This is a genomic window from Cetobacterium sp. (assembly GCF_977044495.1).
On record NZ_CDRRQU010000022.1, the window covers coordinates 1 to 17,451 of the forward strand.

Annotated in this window: 11 protein-coding genes; 5 read left to right on the forward strand and 6 right to left on the reverse strand. The window is 30.9% G+C overall.

What is annotated here, in order from left to right; genetic code table 11:
* Positions 1-241 (forward strand): PD-(D/E)XK nuclease domain-containing protein (locus tag ACWI69_RS06845; protein ID WP_448821092.1); only part of this gene is annotated, 241 nt, incomplete at its 5' end.
* 83 nt (positions 242-324) lie between these two features.
* Here the strand turns inward: ACWI69_RS06845 and ACWI69_RS06850 are convergent.
* The 3 genes from ACWI69_RS06850 to ACWI69_RS06860 are packed head-to-tail and all read right to left on the reverse strand — an operon-like array spanning position 325 to position 3,367.
* Entirely contained in the window at positions 325-1,674 is a 1,350-nt protein-coding gene (locus tag ACWI69_RS06850) for a 6-phospho-beta-glucosidase (RefSeq protein WP_448821093.1), read from the reverse strand.
* Positions 1,675-1,693: 19 nt separating this feature from the next.
* Positions 1,694-3,025, reverse strand: a complete 1,332-nt coding sequence (locus ACWI69_RS06855; protein WP_448821094.1) for a PTS sugar transporter subunit IIC — start codon at positions 3,023-3,025, stop codon at positions 1,694-1,696.
* 15 nt (positions 3,026-3,040) lie between these two features.
* Positions 3,041-3,367, reverse strand: a complete 327-nt coding sequence (locus ACWI69_RS06860) for a PTS sugar transporter subunit IIB (protein WP_448821095.1) — start codon at positions 3,365-3,367, stop codon at positions 3,041-3,043.
* Positions 3,368-3,620: 253 nt separating this feature from the next.
* Between ACWI69_RS06860 and ACWI69_RS06865 the strand changes: the two genes are divergently transcribed.
* The gene (locus ACWI69_RS06865) at positions 3,621-4,739 is read left to right on the forward strand and encodes a hypothetical protein (RefSeq protein ID WP_448821096.1); all 1,119 of its coding nucleotides are present in this window, start codon (positions 3,621-3,623) and stop codon (positions 4,737-4,739) included.
* A gap of 31 nt (positions 4,740-4,770) precedes the next feature.
* On the opposite strand, the gene argH is transcribed toward ACWI69_RS06865, so the two are convergent.
* On the reverse strand, positions 4,771-6,186 hold the full coding sequence (argH, locus tag ACWI69_RS06870; protein WP_448821097.1) for an argininosuccinate lyase: 1,416 nt from the start codon (positions 6,184-6,186) through the stop codon (positions 4,771-4,773).
* Positions 6,141-7,679: a Na+/H+ antiporter NhaC family protein gene (locus ACWI69_RS06875; RefSeq protein ID WP_448821098.1), complete on the reverse strand. Its 1,539-nt coding sequence runs from the start codon at positions 7,677-7,679 to the stop codon at positions 6,141-6,143. The genes argH and ACWI69_RS06875 overlap by 46 nt, the downstream gene beginning before the upstream one ends.
* A 429-nt stretch (positions 7,680-8,108) precedes the next feature.
* Here ACWI69_RS06875 and ACWI69_RS06880 point away from each other — a divergent pair, with 429 nt between their 5' ends.
* From ACWI69_RS06880 to ACWI69_RS06890, 3 genes are all read left to right on the forward strand, one after another.
* On the forward strand, positions 8,109-9,530 hold the full coding sequence (locus tag ACWI69_RS06880) for a sodium-dependent transporter (RefSeq protein ID WP_448821099.1): 1,422 nt from the start codon (positions 8,109-8,111) through the stop codon (positions 9,528-9,530).
* A 139-nt stretch (positions 9,531-9,669) separates the two neighbouring features.
* Positions 9,670-10,941: a phophatidylserine decarboxylase associated domain-containing protein gene (locus ACWI69_RS06885; protein ID WP_448821100.1), complete on the forward strand. Its 1,272-nt coding sequence runs from the start codon at positions 9,670-9,672 to the stop codon at positions 10,939-10,941.
* 105 nt (positions 10,942-11,046) lie between these two features.
* Positions 11,047-16,737: a hypothetical protein gene (locus ACWI69_RS06890; RefSeq protein WP_448821101.1), complete on the forward strand. Its 5,691-nt coding sequence runs from the start codon at positions 11,047-11,049 to the stop codon at positions 16,735-16,737.
* 122 nt (positions 16,738-16,859) lie between these two features.
* On the opposite strand, the gene ACWI69_RS06895 is transcribed toward ACWI69_RS06890, so the two are convergent.
* Positions 16,860-17,198: a cupin domain-containing protein gene (locus ACWI69_RS06895; protein WP_448821102.1), complete on the reverse strand. Its 339-nt coding sequence runs from the start codon at positions 17,196-17,198 to the stop codon at positions 16,860-16,862.
* Positions 17,199-17,451 lie beyond the last annotated feature (253 nt).

Genomic DNA, 17,451 nt, shown 5'->3' on the forward strand with positions numbered 1-17,451 from the left:
ACGATATGATCTAGCACTAGAGCCTAAGGATAAAAATAGATTTGGATATATATTTGAGTTTAAGGTAGCTAAAAGTACTGAAGAAAAAGATATGAATGAAGCGGGAATTGAGGCGCTGAGTCAGATAGATAGAAAAATGTATGAGCGTGGAATGAAAGAAAGAGGGATATCTAAAATAGTGAAATTAGGTTTGGTATTCAGCGGGAAAAAACTAAAGTTTTATGAGAGGGTTGAGGAGTAAATATATCAATATTTTTTTGAAAAGTTTGTATAAAACGAAAAGAGTGAAACAGTCTAGTTCACTCTTTTTTTTAATTTTTCTAACTAATATTTATATCTTTCAATTGAGTTATGAAATTGCGGTAAATAATCCCAGTTCTCCCTAATAATCTCATCTAAGATAGTTTTAGCAACAGCTCCACTTGTAACTAGTGGATTTACAGTTAAAGCTTGTAGTGCTTTTCCATAATTTCCAGTAACAGCAGCTTCAATTGTAAGTTGTTCAAAGTTTTTCATAAGTTGTAAAATACCTCTAGCTTCAAGAGGCATAGGTTTTTGAGGATATGGTTTAACACCATCTTTATATATCTTAGCTGATACTTCAACAGCACATCCTTCAGGTAAACAATCAATAAGACCATTTTCATTTTTTGTTGAAACAACAATAGTAGTTCCTTTATCATTATATATTGAATTTATAAGTTCACAAGCAGCATCAGAGTAGTATTGTCCTCCCCTTTGTTCAAGTTGCTTTGGTTTTACTTTTAAATCTGGATCTTTATAAAGTTCAAACAGTTCATTTTCTACTTTTTTAACTTGCTCTCCACGAGTTCCTTTCCCACTTCTAATCTCTTCTAATTGGTCTGCTAACATCTCATCAGTTAAGTAGTAATATTTATGGTATGCACATGGAATCATATTTAAATCCATAATTTGCTCTCTTATCCAAGGTTTTCCATGTCTTAAATTTGCTGGAAGATTTTCAATGTCTGTTAAGATTTTGGAAAGAGCTTCCTCAGTCCTATCTATACCGTTGTGAAGAACTTGTCTTCCCCAGAAAAAATGATTTAATCCACCACAAATAAGTTCAATCTCTTCGTCTGGAACTTGTAGAGCATCTGTAACAGATTTTCTAACACCAATGGGAACATTACAAAGACCAGCAACTCTAATATTAGGATAGTATTTTAAAACCGATTCAGTTACCATACCACTTGGATTAGTAAAGTTTACAAGCCAGGTATTAGGACAAAGCTCAGTCATATCTTTACAAATGTCTAAAATAACAGGGATAGTTCTAAGAGCTTTTGCAAACCCACCAGCACCATTTGTCTCTTGTCCAATCATTCCATATCTTAGAGGTATTTTTTCGTCTCTTATTCTAGCTGCTAGTAAGCCAACCCTAAATTGAGTAGTTACAAAATCAGCATCTTTAAGGGCTTCTCTTCTATCTAAAGTTAAATGAATTTTCATTTTATCCTCTAAACCAGCTTCTTTAACCATTCTTTTAGCTAAGTTTCCAACAATCTCTAACTTATCTTTTCCATCTTCAATATCAACTAACCACAACTCTTTAATAGGTAGTTCATTGTATCTTTTAATAAATCCTTCAACTATCTCAGGTGTATAAGAAGATCCACCACCAATTGTAACGATTTTAATAGGTTTTTTCATAATATGTATCCTCCTTGAATTAAATCTCATCTAATAGTGATTCTAAACTTTCCTCTTTTTTTACATTGCTCTCCTCAACCGCCAACTGAGCATCATAAATTTTAAAGAAAGGATAGAAAATAACTATCGATAAAATAATGCTAAAAATATTAAGCAAAACTACAGAAATTGAGAAGCCAGAAGCTAAAAAACCAGCTATAATAGGTGGAGTAGTCCAAGGAACCATAACAAATGGTATTTTAACTAGATCCCATTTCATTAAAAACCAACTGATAATTGTGATTAAAACTGGATTTAATATAAATGGAACTATAAGTATAGGGTTCATAACTATAGGAGTTCCAAAAATAACAGGTTCATTAATGTTGAATAATGATGGTGTTATAGCTAGTTTTCCAACCTCTTTTAGCTGTTTAGAACGAGCTCTAAAAAGCATCAGTAAAACAAATCCAATAGTAGATCCACTTCCACCAATCTTAATTGTCATATCTGTGAACACAGCACTTGAAATAATAAAACCATTAGAATATATATTTTCAATTCCCTGAGCTGCTAAAGCTGCATTATGAAGCGTATTATCAAGCCAAATAGGATCCATAATTCCGCCGACAATTGTAGCACCGTGTATTCCGGCACACCAAAGAATAGTTGTTAAAAGTACCGCTATAAGTTGTCCAACTAGTGATGTACTGGCAAATCTTAATGGAGTACCAACAATTATATTTACAACATCATGGAAATTAGCGAAACTTGTATTAGCCAAAAGAGCTGTAACTACTCCCCAAAAACTGATAACGATAACTCCAGGAATTAATGACATAAAAGTTTTGGATATAGCAGGAGGTACACTTTCAGGAAGAGTTATAACGAGTCCTCTTTTTAAAATTTTATTGATAAATTCTACTGTGATAAGAGCTATAATAACCCCTGTAAATAAACTTTTAGCTCCTAGATATCCCATACTTATAGTTCCGTTCACAGCTGAAGGAATCATAGTAACAAAGAAACTAGAAACAGCTATGATAGCATTTGATAGAGCAAGATCATGCATTCCATAGCCAACAGTTAATCGATAAGCAACCGCTAAACAAGCTATCATTCCAACAATCCCAAAACAAGCATCAGATATAAAAGAAAAGTATTTTCCAATTCCACTGTTAACTATAAAATCAGAGTATCCAGGAATAGGTAAGAAACTTAAAATTAGAAAAAGCGATCCTACTATAGTAAGAGGCATTGTAGCAACTACCCCATCTTTAATAGCAACAACGTGTCGTTGAGCAGCTATTTTATTTGCTATGGGTATAAAGTGTTTATTTAAAAATACATTAAAGTAATTAAATTTTTTCATAGATAACCTCCTAATTTATTGTGCATTTGCTTTTCTAAACTCTTTTATTGCTAAAATAGCATCTTTTAGAACTCCTAAACCATCCATCATACCGTATTTTTGTGTATTTATAGTAACAACTGGGAATCGCCCATCAGCAAGCTCAATCATTTTACTTTCTAAAAATTTAATTTGTGGTCCTAACAATAATACGTGTATATCATTAAAATGACTTGGAGCTTGAATCTCAGGAACTGCTTTTATATCTGCTTCTAACTTATGTTCCGCTGCAATTTTTTTCATTTTGTTAACCAATAGACTTGTTGACATCCCCGCATTACATGCTAATAAAATTTTAATCATAATAACTCCTCCGATAATTTTTTACACTTCTTATTCATTTTTTGTTCTATTATTAATTTTAAGATACCATTTTTTAACAAAATAAGTCAATTTTACAAAAAATAGCTATTATTTTCGTCTATTTTAATTTATAATAATCATATGGTTTCAAAAAAAATATGCTATTTTCGTTTGATTTGATAAAAATAATAGAAAAAAAAGTTAAAAAAATTTTAAAAAAAAGATATTTTTTTGGAAAATAGGGGGAAGTTAGGTGTTTTACGAGATAGAAAACTTTAAAAAAAGGATAGGAAACGCTATTTTTTATTTAGATATATATTCAAGTTTAAATAAAAATGAGAGATATTTTTTAAATTATCTTTTAAAAAAGTATATTGAAATGGAAGATTTAAAAATTGAAATATATAGAGAGGGATTTTTTGAAAATTTTAAAATTGATTCAGAAGAGTTAAATTTCTTTTTAGAGAAGTTGTCTAGAAAAAATATAAAATACTCTTTCGTAGATTCGCTGGATGAAATAAATGGATCTTTTAACTTTATAAATTCATATATGATAACTCAGAAGAGCTTTATTATAAATATGCCCAGAGATATAAAATATTCAAAATATATAAAGGTGATTTATAGCTTTCAAAATAGGATAACATATAAATTTTATGGATACTTTATTAAAAATTTTATATTGAAGAAAAATTTTCAAGTGAAAATTGAAGATTTTAAAGATATATTAAAAATAGATAATAGGTATGAGAGATTTTTTGATTTTGAGAAGAATATACTGAAACCTTTAATAAAAGATTTAGAAATACCATATAAAATAGAGTTTGATAAGGTGAAAATAGGAACAAATTTAAATAATAAAGTAATAGCTATAGACTTTAAATTTAGAGACCCAGTTTGGGAAGATGATGATGACATGAAATTAAAGAGTATCCTATTTATGATAAAAGGGGATATTGATGACATATCTGAAGTTTATACGATATTAAAGAATGGAATAAAAGATCATGGATATGAAACAACATATCGTACATGTTTTAAAGTAAAGCAAAGATATAAAAGTATAAATATGAGTTTTGATGAAGTTTTAAAAATTAGTTTTAAAAAGTTAGATTTAAAAGATATAGAGCCAGTGGTTATTATAAAGAGATATTTCTCTTCACCAAAGGAGTTAAAAAAACAATTTATGAATGAATTAGAGAGAATAAAACCAGGAGTAATATTGGATACGTCATTTTTCAGCGAAAAATTTCTACAGGACTTCATGTTATTGAGAGGAGATAAGGTTTTGAATTTTAGAAATTCCGAAATTTCTGTATTTATAAATTGGAAGCAAAATGAAGAATCAACAATAAAAATATTTTTATTGTAAAAAAGGTATACTCCCCAGTATACCTTTTTTGTTACATTATATCATTTAATCTATAGTTGATAAAATCTATCTTGGCTCCATCCAAAAATTCATTTAATTTTTCTAAATGGAAGAGTAAACTCTCCTTACTTGGTCCACCCAAAGACTTTCTTTTTTCAACACAATTTTTAATAGTTATTGTCTCATATATATCTTTATCAAAAATATGTGAAAACTCTTTGTATTTTTCAAGTGATAGAGTTTCTAAATTCAACCCATTATCAATACAGTAACTGACGATCTCCCCAGTTATTTTATAGGCTTCTCTAAAACTCATTCCCCTAACGGTTAGGTAGTCTGCGACGTCAGTGGCATTGATAAACCCATCATTACAAGCTAAAAGTAAAATCTCATCCTTTATCTTTAACGTTTTAACCATGCCAACAAATACTTGTAAACATCCCTTTACGGTATCAACAGCATCAAAGAAAACCTCTTTATCCTCTTGCATATCCTTGTTGTAGGCTAAAGGAATCCCCTTCATAGTTGTTAGAAGTGCCATTAAATCCCCATAAACTCTACCAGTTTTCCCCCTAACTAGTTCAGCTGCATCAGGATTTTTCTTTTGCGGCATTATGCTACTTCCAGTTGAAAAAGCATCACTTAATTCAATATATCCAAAGTCATTTGAAGTATAGATAATAATCTCTTCAGAGAATCTTGAAAGATGCATCATAACAATTGAAAGAGCAGACATAATCTCAATTAAGTAGTCTCTATCACTAACTCCATCTAAAGAGTTTAAAGTTGGACCTTTAAATCCTAAAGTATGAGCAGTAAATTCCCTATCAATAGGATAAGTTGTACCAGCTAGAGCTGCACATCCAAGAGGTGAGTAATCAAGTAATTCAAAAGCGTTATTTAAACGTATAAAGTCTCTTTTAAACATCTCAGAATATGCAAACATATAGTGTCCAAATGATATTGGTTGAGCCTTTTGAAGATGAGTAAACCCGGGCATATATGTTTCTAAATGTTCGCTTCCTAAGTTAGTACAAACTTCAATTAGTTCAATTAAATAGGATTGTATTTTTTTTACCTCATCCTTTGTAAAGAGTCTCATATCCACAGCTACTTGGTCATTTCTACTACGACCAGTATGAAGCTTTTTCCCCACATCACCAATTCTATCAATAAGAATTTTTTCAATATTCATATGAATATCTTCGTAAGTTGTAGAGAAAGTAATCTTTCCATTCTCAATATCCTCTAAAATTTCTAAAAGAGTTTTCTCGATAAGCTCTCCATCCTCTTTTGAAATAATCTCCATTTTAGAAAGCCCTCTCACATGAGCGATACTACCCATAATGTCGTATCTATATAGTCTTTGATCAAAGTGAATAGAAGAGTGAAAATCTAGAATTAGTTCACTTGCTGCTTCTTTAAATCTTCCTGAAAAGTACTGCATTTGTCATCTCCTTTATAGAATCTGTTTTTAGTAAAGATTTTTATTCCTATTAAAATTGCAATTTGTGAAATTACTGCAAAAAGGATTAACGAACTATTTTTTGTAAATCCACCGATTAAGAATACAGATATAGCTAAAATAGCATTTACTATAGCATATGGAGTTTGAGTTTTTACGTGATTTATATGATCACATCCAGCTCCTGCTGATGAAAGTATAGTTGTATCTGAAATTGGTGAAACATGATCTCCAAAAAGTCCACCTGAAAGTATAGCTCCAATTGTCACATAAAGTGGAGCGTTAAAAGTTACAGCCATAGGTATAACTAGTGGTATCATAATGCTGTATGTTCCCCAGGAACTACCAGTTGAAAAGGAGATAACAGCACCAAATATAAAAGCAATAGCTGGAATGAATCCAGAGTTAATATCTAAAGTTTTTAAAAATCCAATTAAGAACTGGTCAGCTCCCAAGTCTTTATTAATAACACCTAATGACCAAGCTAAAATTAGAATTATAACAATCTCACTCATTTTTTTCATACCATTCAGATAGATGGAAAATATCTCTTTAAATGTTTTACTTTTATAAAAAAGCATAAGTCCCATTAAAACAAGGGCTGCATACAGATAACCACTTGTCAGAGCTGTTCTAAAAGCGCTTCCTGAAACTCTAGAAGTTATAAAAGAAACACCAAGCATTGAAAATAAAGTTCCTAAAAGAACTAGTATCGGGACCCAAACAAAAGAACCTTTGGCATTTTCCACTTGATACTTAGAGTTATCTATTTCAAAAGTACTTTCATCTATTGGATTATTTTCAAAAGTTCTCATAGGTCCAAAATCTAGCTTTAATAGTGTTAAAGCTGGAATAATAGTCAGTGCTAATATTGGATAAACGTTAAAAGGAATAGATTTTATGAAACTTTCATAATCTGAAAGAGACAGATTTAAAAGTTCAAATTCTTTTTGTAAAAGTCCTATGATAAAAACTCCCCACCCAATAAAAGGAACTAAAACAGCTACAGGTGATGACGTTGAATCCAAGATAAAAGCTAGTTTTTCCTTAGAAAGTTTTAATCTTTTAAAAAATGGATTAAAGATTGGTCCGACAATCAGTGGTGTACCAAGGTCAGAGAAAAATATCATAATCCCTGTAAAATAAGCTAAAAGCTGAGCCTTAGTTTTGGAGTTTATGGAGTTTTTAAAGCTTTCAGCAAAAGCGTAAGCTCCGCCGGACATCATCATAAGCTCAATAAATCCACCAATAAAGATCATAAGTATAATAACTCCTGCATTGTAGCTGTCGGTAAGTTGATTGACAAAATATTTTCCCACTAGAGCCTTTGTAGCCTCCAGAGGATTGTAGGCATTTAAAATTAAAATACCACAAAAAACACTAGAAAATAGTGACAAAACTACATTTTTAGTTTTGATAGATAAAAAAACTGCAATTAAAATTGGAATTATAGATAAAATCCCGTATGTTATCATTAAAATCCTCCTAATTAGTAAAAAATTACTACCCCAAAAGAAAAGGCATACCAAATGGTATGCCCTAGAGAACTTAATTAAAGTTAATAAGCGTATTGTTATGGCAGCGTCACAATACTTAATTCACAGGGTCATAACATCATCGCCGTCGGCCTTAGGCTCCGTATATGGAAGTGAACTAACCTCTATTTGTTTTTGTTAAGAGTGAGTATACAACATTTCGGTAAAAAATGTCAAACTATTTTGAAAAAATATTTTATATGATGCTTTGTATTAAAAAATAGTATTAAAATCTGATGTTTTATTAAAGTTCTCGTATAACAGACAATAGTACTAAAAAAATGTAAAAAAAACTATTGTAATTTAATTTTAGATATGTTATTATTCTTGAAAATGAAAATAAAATTTCAAAAGGGACGGTGAAGAACTATGAGTAATGAAAGAGGTAATTGGGGATCAAGCGTTGGATTTGTTTTAGCAGCAGCTGGATCAGCTATAGGACTTGGAAATTTATGGAAGTTTCCTTACTTGGCTGGAAAAAATGGAGGAGGGGCATTTGTAATTGTTTATTTATCTTTGATAGTAATACTAGGTTTTTCCCTTATGTTAGGAGAGATGGTAATTGGTAGAAGAGGAAAATCAGATGCTTTTGGATCATACAATAATATAAAAAAAGGTTGGGGATTTATCGGAATATTTGGGATTTTATGTTGTTTTATCATCTATTCATACTATGTTGTAATTGCTGGATGGATTGTGAAGTACATAGGGATGTTTGTTAGAGGTGGTCTTACAGAGGATCCAGTGGCGACATTTGGAAACTTTATCTCTTCAGGAACTTCGCCAATTGTATATAGTTTCATTGTTGTTATCGTAACAGCATTGATTGTCTTAAAAGGTGTGTCTGGTGGAATTGAAAAAGCGAGTAAAATAATGATGCCAGTTCTATTTATATTCATGTTAATCATAGTTGTGAGATCAGTAACTCTTCCAAATGCGATGGAAGGTATTAAATACTTTTTAAAGCCTGATTTTTCACAGATTACTCCTTCAGTTGTAATTGCAGCTTTAGGACAAGTTTTTTTCTCATTAAGTTTGGGAATGGGTGCGATGATAACTTATGGTAGTTATCTTTCAAAGGATACCAATTTAGTTAAAAGTGCTTTTTATATACCTGTACTGGATACATTAATTGCTTTACTTGCAGGGCTTGCTATTCTACCAGCGGTGTTCTCGTTTGGGCTTGAGCCAACAGCTGGACCGGGACTAATTTTTATAACTTTACCAAAAGTATTTGCTTCAATGCCTATGGGAAATATGTTTGGAATTATATTTTTCGTACTTGTGTTATTTGCAGCTCTGACATCAACGATTTCTTTATTGGAAGTGGTTGTATCGTATGTTGTAGATCAAATAAAGTTAGACAGAAAGAAAGCAACAATTTTAGTGAGTGCTTTAATTGCAGTATTTGCAATTCCAAATTCACACTCTTTTGGACCATTAGCAAAGTTAGAAGTGTTCTTCGGATTAAATTTCTTTGATTTCTTAGGGTACTTAACAGATAATATTTTGTTACCATTAGGTGGATTATTACTTTGTATATTTCTTGGATTTATTTGGGACAAAGAGGAGATTAAAAAAGAGATTACAAATGATGGAGAAGTAGGATTCCCATTTTTTTCACTGTGGATGATTGGAGTTAAATACCTAGGTATTCAACTTCTAGCATTGATTTTGCTTCAAGCACTTGGAGTTCAGGGCAGTACTTTGAGTTTTTCATTAGCGACTGTATTTATGCTTCAAATTTTCTTTGATATATTAGGAAATAGAAAAAGAGTAAAAACAACTTAACTGATAATTGTTTTGAAAGCACAGATTAAAGTCTGTGCTTTTATTTTTTATAAATTACAAGGAAAATAAAAAAGAAAATTGTAAACAGGTTATATAAAAATTTTTTCTTTTTATAATTCAAATCAAGGAGAGTGTTAAAATGGAAAGAAGTATTAAACCAATTGATAAAACATTTATGGCAGAAAAATGGATGCCTTCAGATCAAGAAACATTAGTTAGTTGGATGAAAAAAATTATGGCAAAGGCAGATAAGCAAACTGGACCATTATTACCAGCTGTTGAAAATTTAAAAAACTTCATTGAAACGGACCCAAAAGCTTATATGTTTTTTACTCAAATGTTTGATGAAGTTGCAAAAAATAAAACAAAATCGCCTTCTAATTTACCTCAAGTTCGTGACTATCAGCATATGTTAGCTCTTTTCAATGTAATTATGACTCATTCTCCAGATTTTGATGAAACTGGACTTGTAGGTTTTCCTTTTAATGCTATCTTAGATTGGTCTATGGCTACAACTGGTGGTTGGGCAGGATTTTTAGATGAGAAAATTAATTCATACCTTAAAACTATTTTAGATGAATGGGCTGTATACCTTTCTTCACCAGAAAGTGCTTATGTTTTGAATGATGATCCTAAAACAGGTTGGTTTGGAGAGGATGCTAAAAAAGCAATGCCAACATTTGTTGATGATTTTATTTGCGATCCAAGTTTGCCTCACTATGGTTTTACTTCATGGGATAATTTTTTCACACGTCATTTCAAAGAGGGAGTTAGACCTATTGCTATGCCTGAAGATGATGCCATTGTTATAAATGCTTGTGAATCCGCTCCATATAGATTAGTTCAGAATGTTCAACCATATGAAAAATTTTGGATAAAGGCACAGCCTTATGCATTACAATTTATGTTAGATAATGATCCATTGACTGAAAATTTTGTTGGTGGAACTGTTTATCAAGCATTCCTAAGTGCTCTTAGTTACCATCGTTGGCATGCACCAATTTCTGGAAAAATTGTAAAAACAAAAATTATTGATGGAACATATTTTTCTCAAGCACTTAGTGTAGGAGCTGACCCAGCAGGTCCAAATGAATCACAAGGTTATATCTGTGAAATTGCAACACGTGCCTTAATCTTTATTGAAGCGGACAATCCAGATATAGGTTTATTCTGTTTTATGGCGGTTGGAATGGCTGAATGTTCAACATGTGATATACGTGTTTTTGAAGGACAACATGTTAAAAAAGGTCAAGAGTTAGGAATGTTCCATTTTGGTGGATCAACTCATTGTCTGTTTTTTGGACCTCAGGTTGAGTTAGAGTTTAATTTACATAATCAAACTCCTGGACTTGATAGCTCAAATATTCCTGTAAATGCACATTTGGCAACTGTAAAAACAAAAAATAAATAAATATATATCAGAAAAACTAGGAGTGCAAATTCTCCTAGTTTTTTATTTCATTGTTAGCCTCCAAAAATGCTATAATAAAGATACAAAATTGTGAAGGAGGAGAGAATGAAAAAGTTACTATTTTTATTAAAAATTTCAATAATTTTAATAGTTCTGTTAGAGACTCTCTATGGTAGGGAGATCAATCCATTGAAGACCTTCACATATGATATTATAATTTCCAACTATGAAAGTAGTTCCCAGAGAAACCTTAGAATTGTGAATGATTTAACGAAAATAAAGGGGCAGTTAGCAAATAATGGTAAAAATTTCTCAGATATTGAAGGAGAGGTTTTTACATCTTGGCAGATATATAAAAATGGAGAAAAAATTAGTGTAGGAGATAGAGATTTACTGGATGATTGGATAGTGGAGTTATCGCCAGAGGAAAGTGTAAAGTATGAGATTGTAGCTGTACCAAATCCAAAGTTATTGCAGCAAGAGATAAAAAATAAAATTGTAATCTATGAAGGAAATCAGCTTTTAGAAGAGAGAACGTATAAAGATAAAGTTTTAGGTTCAAGAGCTAAAATACGAAGAGAGATGAATTTAAAAAGTTATTCACCTGGGGATTATATCAAATATAGAGTTTTGGTTGAGCCAGATGGTCCAGGATATTTGAATAACTTTATATTGGATGAGAATATTGATAAAATTTTGGTACCAACTTTAAATGGGAAAAAGGAGTTACTACTTTCAAATATAGAGATCAAGAGTAATAGAGATAATGTCCAAGAGGAGATAGATATTGCATATGGGGAGAGCCTAATATATGAGGTCAAGGGACAAATAAATGAAAATATTTTAGGAGATATTAAATATAAAAATTTGGTTATCAAAAGTGAACCATATAATTTAGATATAAAATTTTTAAATACAGATAGATACTCTCCGGGGAAAGAGTACATCTATGAGATAGAGATAGAAAATAATGGAAAAGGAAATGGTAGAGATATTCCGTTAGAGTTTTTTGTGAATAAAAGTGAGACAATAAACTGGAGAGGCGAAACTATTAAAGCATTTCCTAAAAATATGAATAGCTTAAAGGACAGAATTACTTTGGGAAAAGGTAAAAAAATTGTAAAAAAATATAGTGTATATGTGGATGATTTTAGCGTAGGTGATATTGAAACAAAATTTTCAGTTGATAGTCATACGGTCAATAATAAAATTTTACCATATAGTTCTGAACCTAAGGTAACCTTCCGATTGGAAAGGTATCTAGACAAAAGTGGAAATAAAAAACTGGAAGGATACACTCCAGAAGGATATATAGAGTATTTATTTAAAGTTGAAAATAAAGGGCTTGGAATTTTAAATAACTATAGATTTGATAGTAATATAGACAATCTAAAAACAGGTTCTGTGAGCGGAAAAAAGATTTTGGCTTTTTCATCTAGCGACAAAAAGATACTTCGAGATAAAGCAATAATAGGGGATGAAAATTTTGAAGGGGAAGATATTTTAAACATTTTACCCGGAGGATTTGTAGAGTATAGAGTTAGAGGTAAGGTTTCTAAAGAGTCAGTGGGAGATATTGTCAAAGATGAGGTTATTGCAAAAATGGCAAAGAGTGACGTATTTCATACTTTAAAAGTTTCTAAAGACAACTATAAAGCTGGAGAAGAGATTAATTACACAGTTGTATTAAAAAATAATGGTTATGGAACTGCGTACGAACAAAAATATAGATTGAGTGTGGATAAGGCTTTGACTTCGGCTTCTGGAGTTGAAAATAGAAAAGTAAAAGCATTTAAAAATAGTTCGCCAATTGAAAAAATTCCAATTATATATCCGGGTCAGGAGATAAAATATAATTTCAAAGGTATTACTAAGAATAATATTTTTGATAGTATACATTTAAAGTCTACTTATGGAGAGGATATAAAGGAGAGTGAAGTTAAATCTTTACCGGGAAAGTTGGAATTTTCAAATAGATTAAAAAGTATAAATGGAAAAATAGTCACAACTGGTATGAGATATAAACCGGGAGATATGATAACTTACGAAGTTGTATTAAAAAATATTGGAGAGGGTTTTTTAGATAATTTGAATATTGAAAGTAATCTTGAGGATGTAAAAGCTCTAGTAGCTGGATCGGATGTTAAAGAGAGAGTTTTAGAGGGGATAAATGTAGGGATAAAAAGCAGTGACCCAAGGACAGTTATAACATCTAAAATGGGAGATACTGGGAGTTATATAAAAAAGAATGTAGATTTTGCTCCTAAAAGTAGTATAACTTTTGAAATATCAGGAATTATTTCAGATAGATCGATAGGGAGTTTAGAAGGTCTGATATTTAAAGTAAATGGAGCTGAGAAGATTTCAGATGAACTTGACAGTGTTGGAGGTTCCATAAGTGGAGAAAAAACTCTTTTAGAACCTGAAAATGGAGTGTATAAACCGGGAGATAGATTAAAATATATGCTTACTATCAAAAATAAAGGTGATGGGTATGGTCGTTCTATTCCTATTGAAGATATACTCTCTGAAGTTACAACGGAAAAAGAGGGAAAACGTTATGGAAGAGCTTTTTCTAACTGGAAGGTAACATATTTGGGGGCTAAAGATGAATCCAGTAGATTTAAGAAACATACATATTTAAAAAATGAGATATCTGGAAGAGAAGATTTGAATACAAAGGTTGATATAGGTCCTGGAGTAACTATAGAATTTTTGGTTGAAGCTGATATAGATAGCAGTGCTATTGGAGTTATTGAAAGTAAAGCTAAAATAGCTGGTGGGACAAGTGATAATCAAACGATATATTTAAAGCCATTTTCGGAATATTCAGAAGATGAAAAGGTTGAACAGGGAGTTAGAGTTCGTTTAAGTTCTACAAAGAGTGAAATAAAGTTGGGAGAGGTTGTAGGATTTACTGTGAATGTAGAAAATATGGATCTTGAAACTTATGAAAATCTTAGTCTAAAAAATATAGTTCCAAAAGGATTTGACTATTTAGATGAAAAATTTGAAAAATTTAGTTTGAAACCGGAAGAAAAATATAGTAAAACCTTCTATATGAAAGCAACTATAGGAGCTGATATTGGAAAAAATATTTTTCAAAGTTATGTGGTTAGTAGAAATAGTAAGATATCAAACATAGGAGAAGCAAGTGTGAATGTGAAGGGAGATTCTCTTTTAAATACAGCTACTATAATTGGTAAAGTAGTGGATGAGTCAACTGATAAAGGTATACCTTATGCAGTGGTTTACACTCCAAGTGGAGTTGTAGTTCAAGCTGACGAGTTTGGTAGATTTCATCTTCCAGATCAATGGGTAGATAAAGCTTTTGGTGAAAACTTTACAGTAAAACTTGATGAAAATAGTTTGCCAAAGGGGAGTGTAATTAAAAGTGAAAACCCTCTTGTTAAAAGAATAACTCCATACTCTTTAACAAAGTTTAATTTTATAGTTCAAAAAGGGACAGAGGAAGAGGAGAAGATAGAGGAAAAAGAGTTTGAAAAAAAATATACATATATTGGAACAGGTTTAGTGGACGCATATATAGGAAAAGATAGTGATAAACCAAGAGTTACATATTTTGGTAAAGGTAGTTACGGAGACTATAAACTGACACTCTATTTTGATACTAAGGATAAAAAGAATCAGACACTTTTAGAAAGAGTTACAGATGATGATTATGTTTATTATCCAACGTATGGAGATGACTCTAAAATTAGAAAAGAGATAAATACAAATGGAAAACTTTACTTAAAATTAGAGCATAAGAAGTCATATGCAATGTGGGGTAACTATGAAACTGGTTTTGTAGGAACAAAGTTTATGGATTATAACAAGGAGTTATACGGATTTAAAGGTGAGTATAAAGAGGATGATATAAATGTAAAAGTCTTTACGAGTACTTCAAATACTATGTATGGTCATGATGAGTTTTTGGGAACTGGTGGTAGTCTATATTTTTTAAAAAATAGAGAAGTGCTAAAGGGTAGCCAAAAAGTATGGGTAAAAATTGTTGATGCGGATACTTATATTGTAGAAAAAATAATCTATCTACAAGAGGGAAGGGATTATGAAATCGATCCTTTTATAGGTAGAGTGATACTTACAACTCCATTAAGTGGTGGAAGTTCAGTAGATTATTATGCATATTTAGTAGTTGATTATAGCTATGTGCCCAAAGATGGAGAGTTTATAGATTCGTCCAACTATGGTGTGAAAACTATAAAAGATATAAATGAAAATCTAAGTGTGGGAGTAACTGCTGTTCATGAAAGTCGTGGAAAAATAAACTATGACTTAAAAGGTGTAGAAATTAAATTAAAAGATGAAAAGGGAAATTACATAAAAGGAGAATTTAGTAGTAGTTCTGGGATTTCAAATGTAAGTAATTATCTATCTTTTGATGGAGGACTAACTTTCCAAGAGATAAATAGAGACGGCAAAAAAATATCTGGGGATGCCTATAGAATTACAGGAGCTTTAAAACTTTTGGAGGAGGCAGAATTAAAAGCTTGGTATGAACGGAAAGAGCGTGGATACTCCTTTGCTTCAGATTTGGAAGACAGATTTTTAGAAACTTTTGGAAGCGAACTAAAGTATAGCCACTCAGAGAATTTAAAAAGTTATCTAAAGTTTCAGTATGTGGATCAGATGAAGTGGGGAGAGAAAAGAGAAACTGGAGTAGTGAGTAGTGCTAAATTGGAATATATTTTAAATGAAAGTACAAAACTTTATAGCGAGATAAAGGCAGGGCTTAGTAATATTTTATCTTTAGGAGCTGAAAAGAGAATAGACGATAGATTAAAGATCAATGGACGAACCTCTTTTGGTGATTCAGCTAACTCCTTTGAGTTAGGTGGAGATTATCAACTTTTTGATAATTATAATATCTATTCAGGATATAGTTCAGACGGTGAGATATCTAGAGATAGGTATACAGTGGGTCAAAGAGCTAGAGTTGGAGAGAAAACAAGTATTTATCAAGAGAATCAATACGTAAAAGAGAGAGGTAAAAATGCAACTCTTCAAGGGTATGGTGTAGATTATGATTTGAGAAGAGGAGTAACTTTAGGTGGTTCTATTCAGCATGGTGAGTTAATTTTGCCAAACGATAAAAAAAGTCGTCGAAGAGGAGGAACGTTATATTTAAGGACTGAGCTAGAGGATATAACTTTACGAAATAGAGTTGAGTATAGAGAGGACAAAGGTTCAGAGGATATAGAGCAATATTTAACAACGAACTCTTTCACCTATAGATATAATAAAGAATATACTTTGGCAGGAAAGGTCAATTACTCATTTACGGACGATAGTTTTAAAACTAGTTATTTGGAAAGTAGTATGGGACTTGCTTATAGACCAATAGATAATGATAGATTGAATTATCTTTCGAGATACACAGTGATATTGGATAAAAATAGTAAAACTAATAAGGATTTTAGTGCTCATATAGGGGAACTTGAAACAATATATTCCTTTACGAAAAGTCTTGATATATCTATGAAAAATGGGTATAGAAAAGAGGAGAATAGCTATTTGAATGAACTATATATGTTGGGAGTAAAAGCGAACTACAGTGTACTTAATAGCTGGGAAGTTTTTGGACAGTATCAGTGGTTGGTAGATCGTGCTAATGAGGATGTTTTGAGTGGGGCTATCTTTGGAGTTTACAAAAATATAGATAGAAATATGAAGCTGGGAGGGGGATACAACTTCTCCGGATTCAAGGATTCTTTAGGAGAGCAGGACTATAAAACTTCTGGATGGTTTTTAAATATAATAGGGACCATGTAGATATATAGAGTAAAATTCATGAAATATCGTTATAGATTTAGATTATAGATTTTAATGGAAGAGTTGAAAAGAGGGACACTATAAGTTGAACCCTCTTTTTTAGTTTTCTGGTAACCAGAGTATTATTTTATAAAATCTTCTCTAATAGGTGTAAATATATCAATTAATTTTCCTTTTTTTAAACAGAGACATCCATGTTCAATATTTGGTTGTTTATATAACACATCCCCAGCTTTAACAATTTTCTCTTCATTTCCAATTTTAAAAACAAATTCTCCTTCTAAAACATATGTCATTTGTTCGTGAGGATGAGAGTGTAAATTTCCAACTGCATTTTTTTCAAAATTAACTTCAACAGTCATCAAATTTCCATTATAAGCTAAAATTTTTCTTGAAACTCCATTTCCTAATTCCTCTTTTTTGGAATCATTGTAAAAAAAATAATTTTTAATTTTAATCATCTCCCTTTTATCTAAATAATTATTTTATCACTAGTTATTATTTTTTGTGTAATTTTTCAATCGTCTAAAATAGATTTCAATAAACTAATAATATCGTTTTTTATTAAAAAAGTACATATCTAAAAATTAATATTCAAAAATTATTAATTTAAAATAATAGGTTATTTTTTAATTAAATAATTTTAAAATAGAGTGGTTATTATCAATAGTTTATTTATATTTTTTAAGTTATAAGTTTCTTAATTATAAGCTA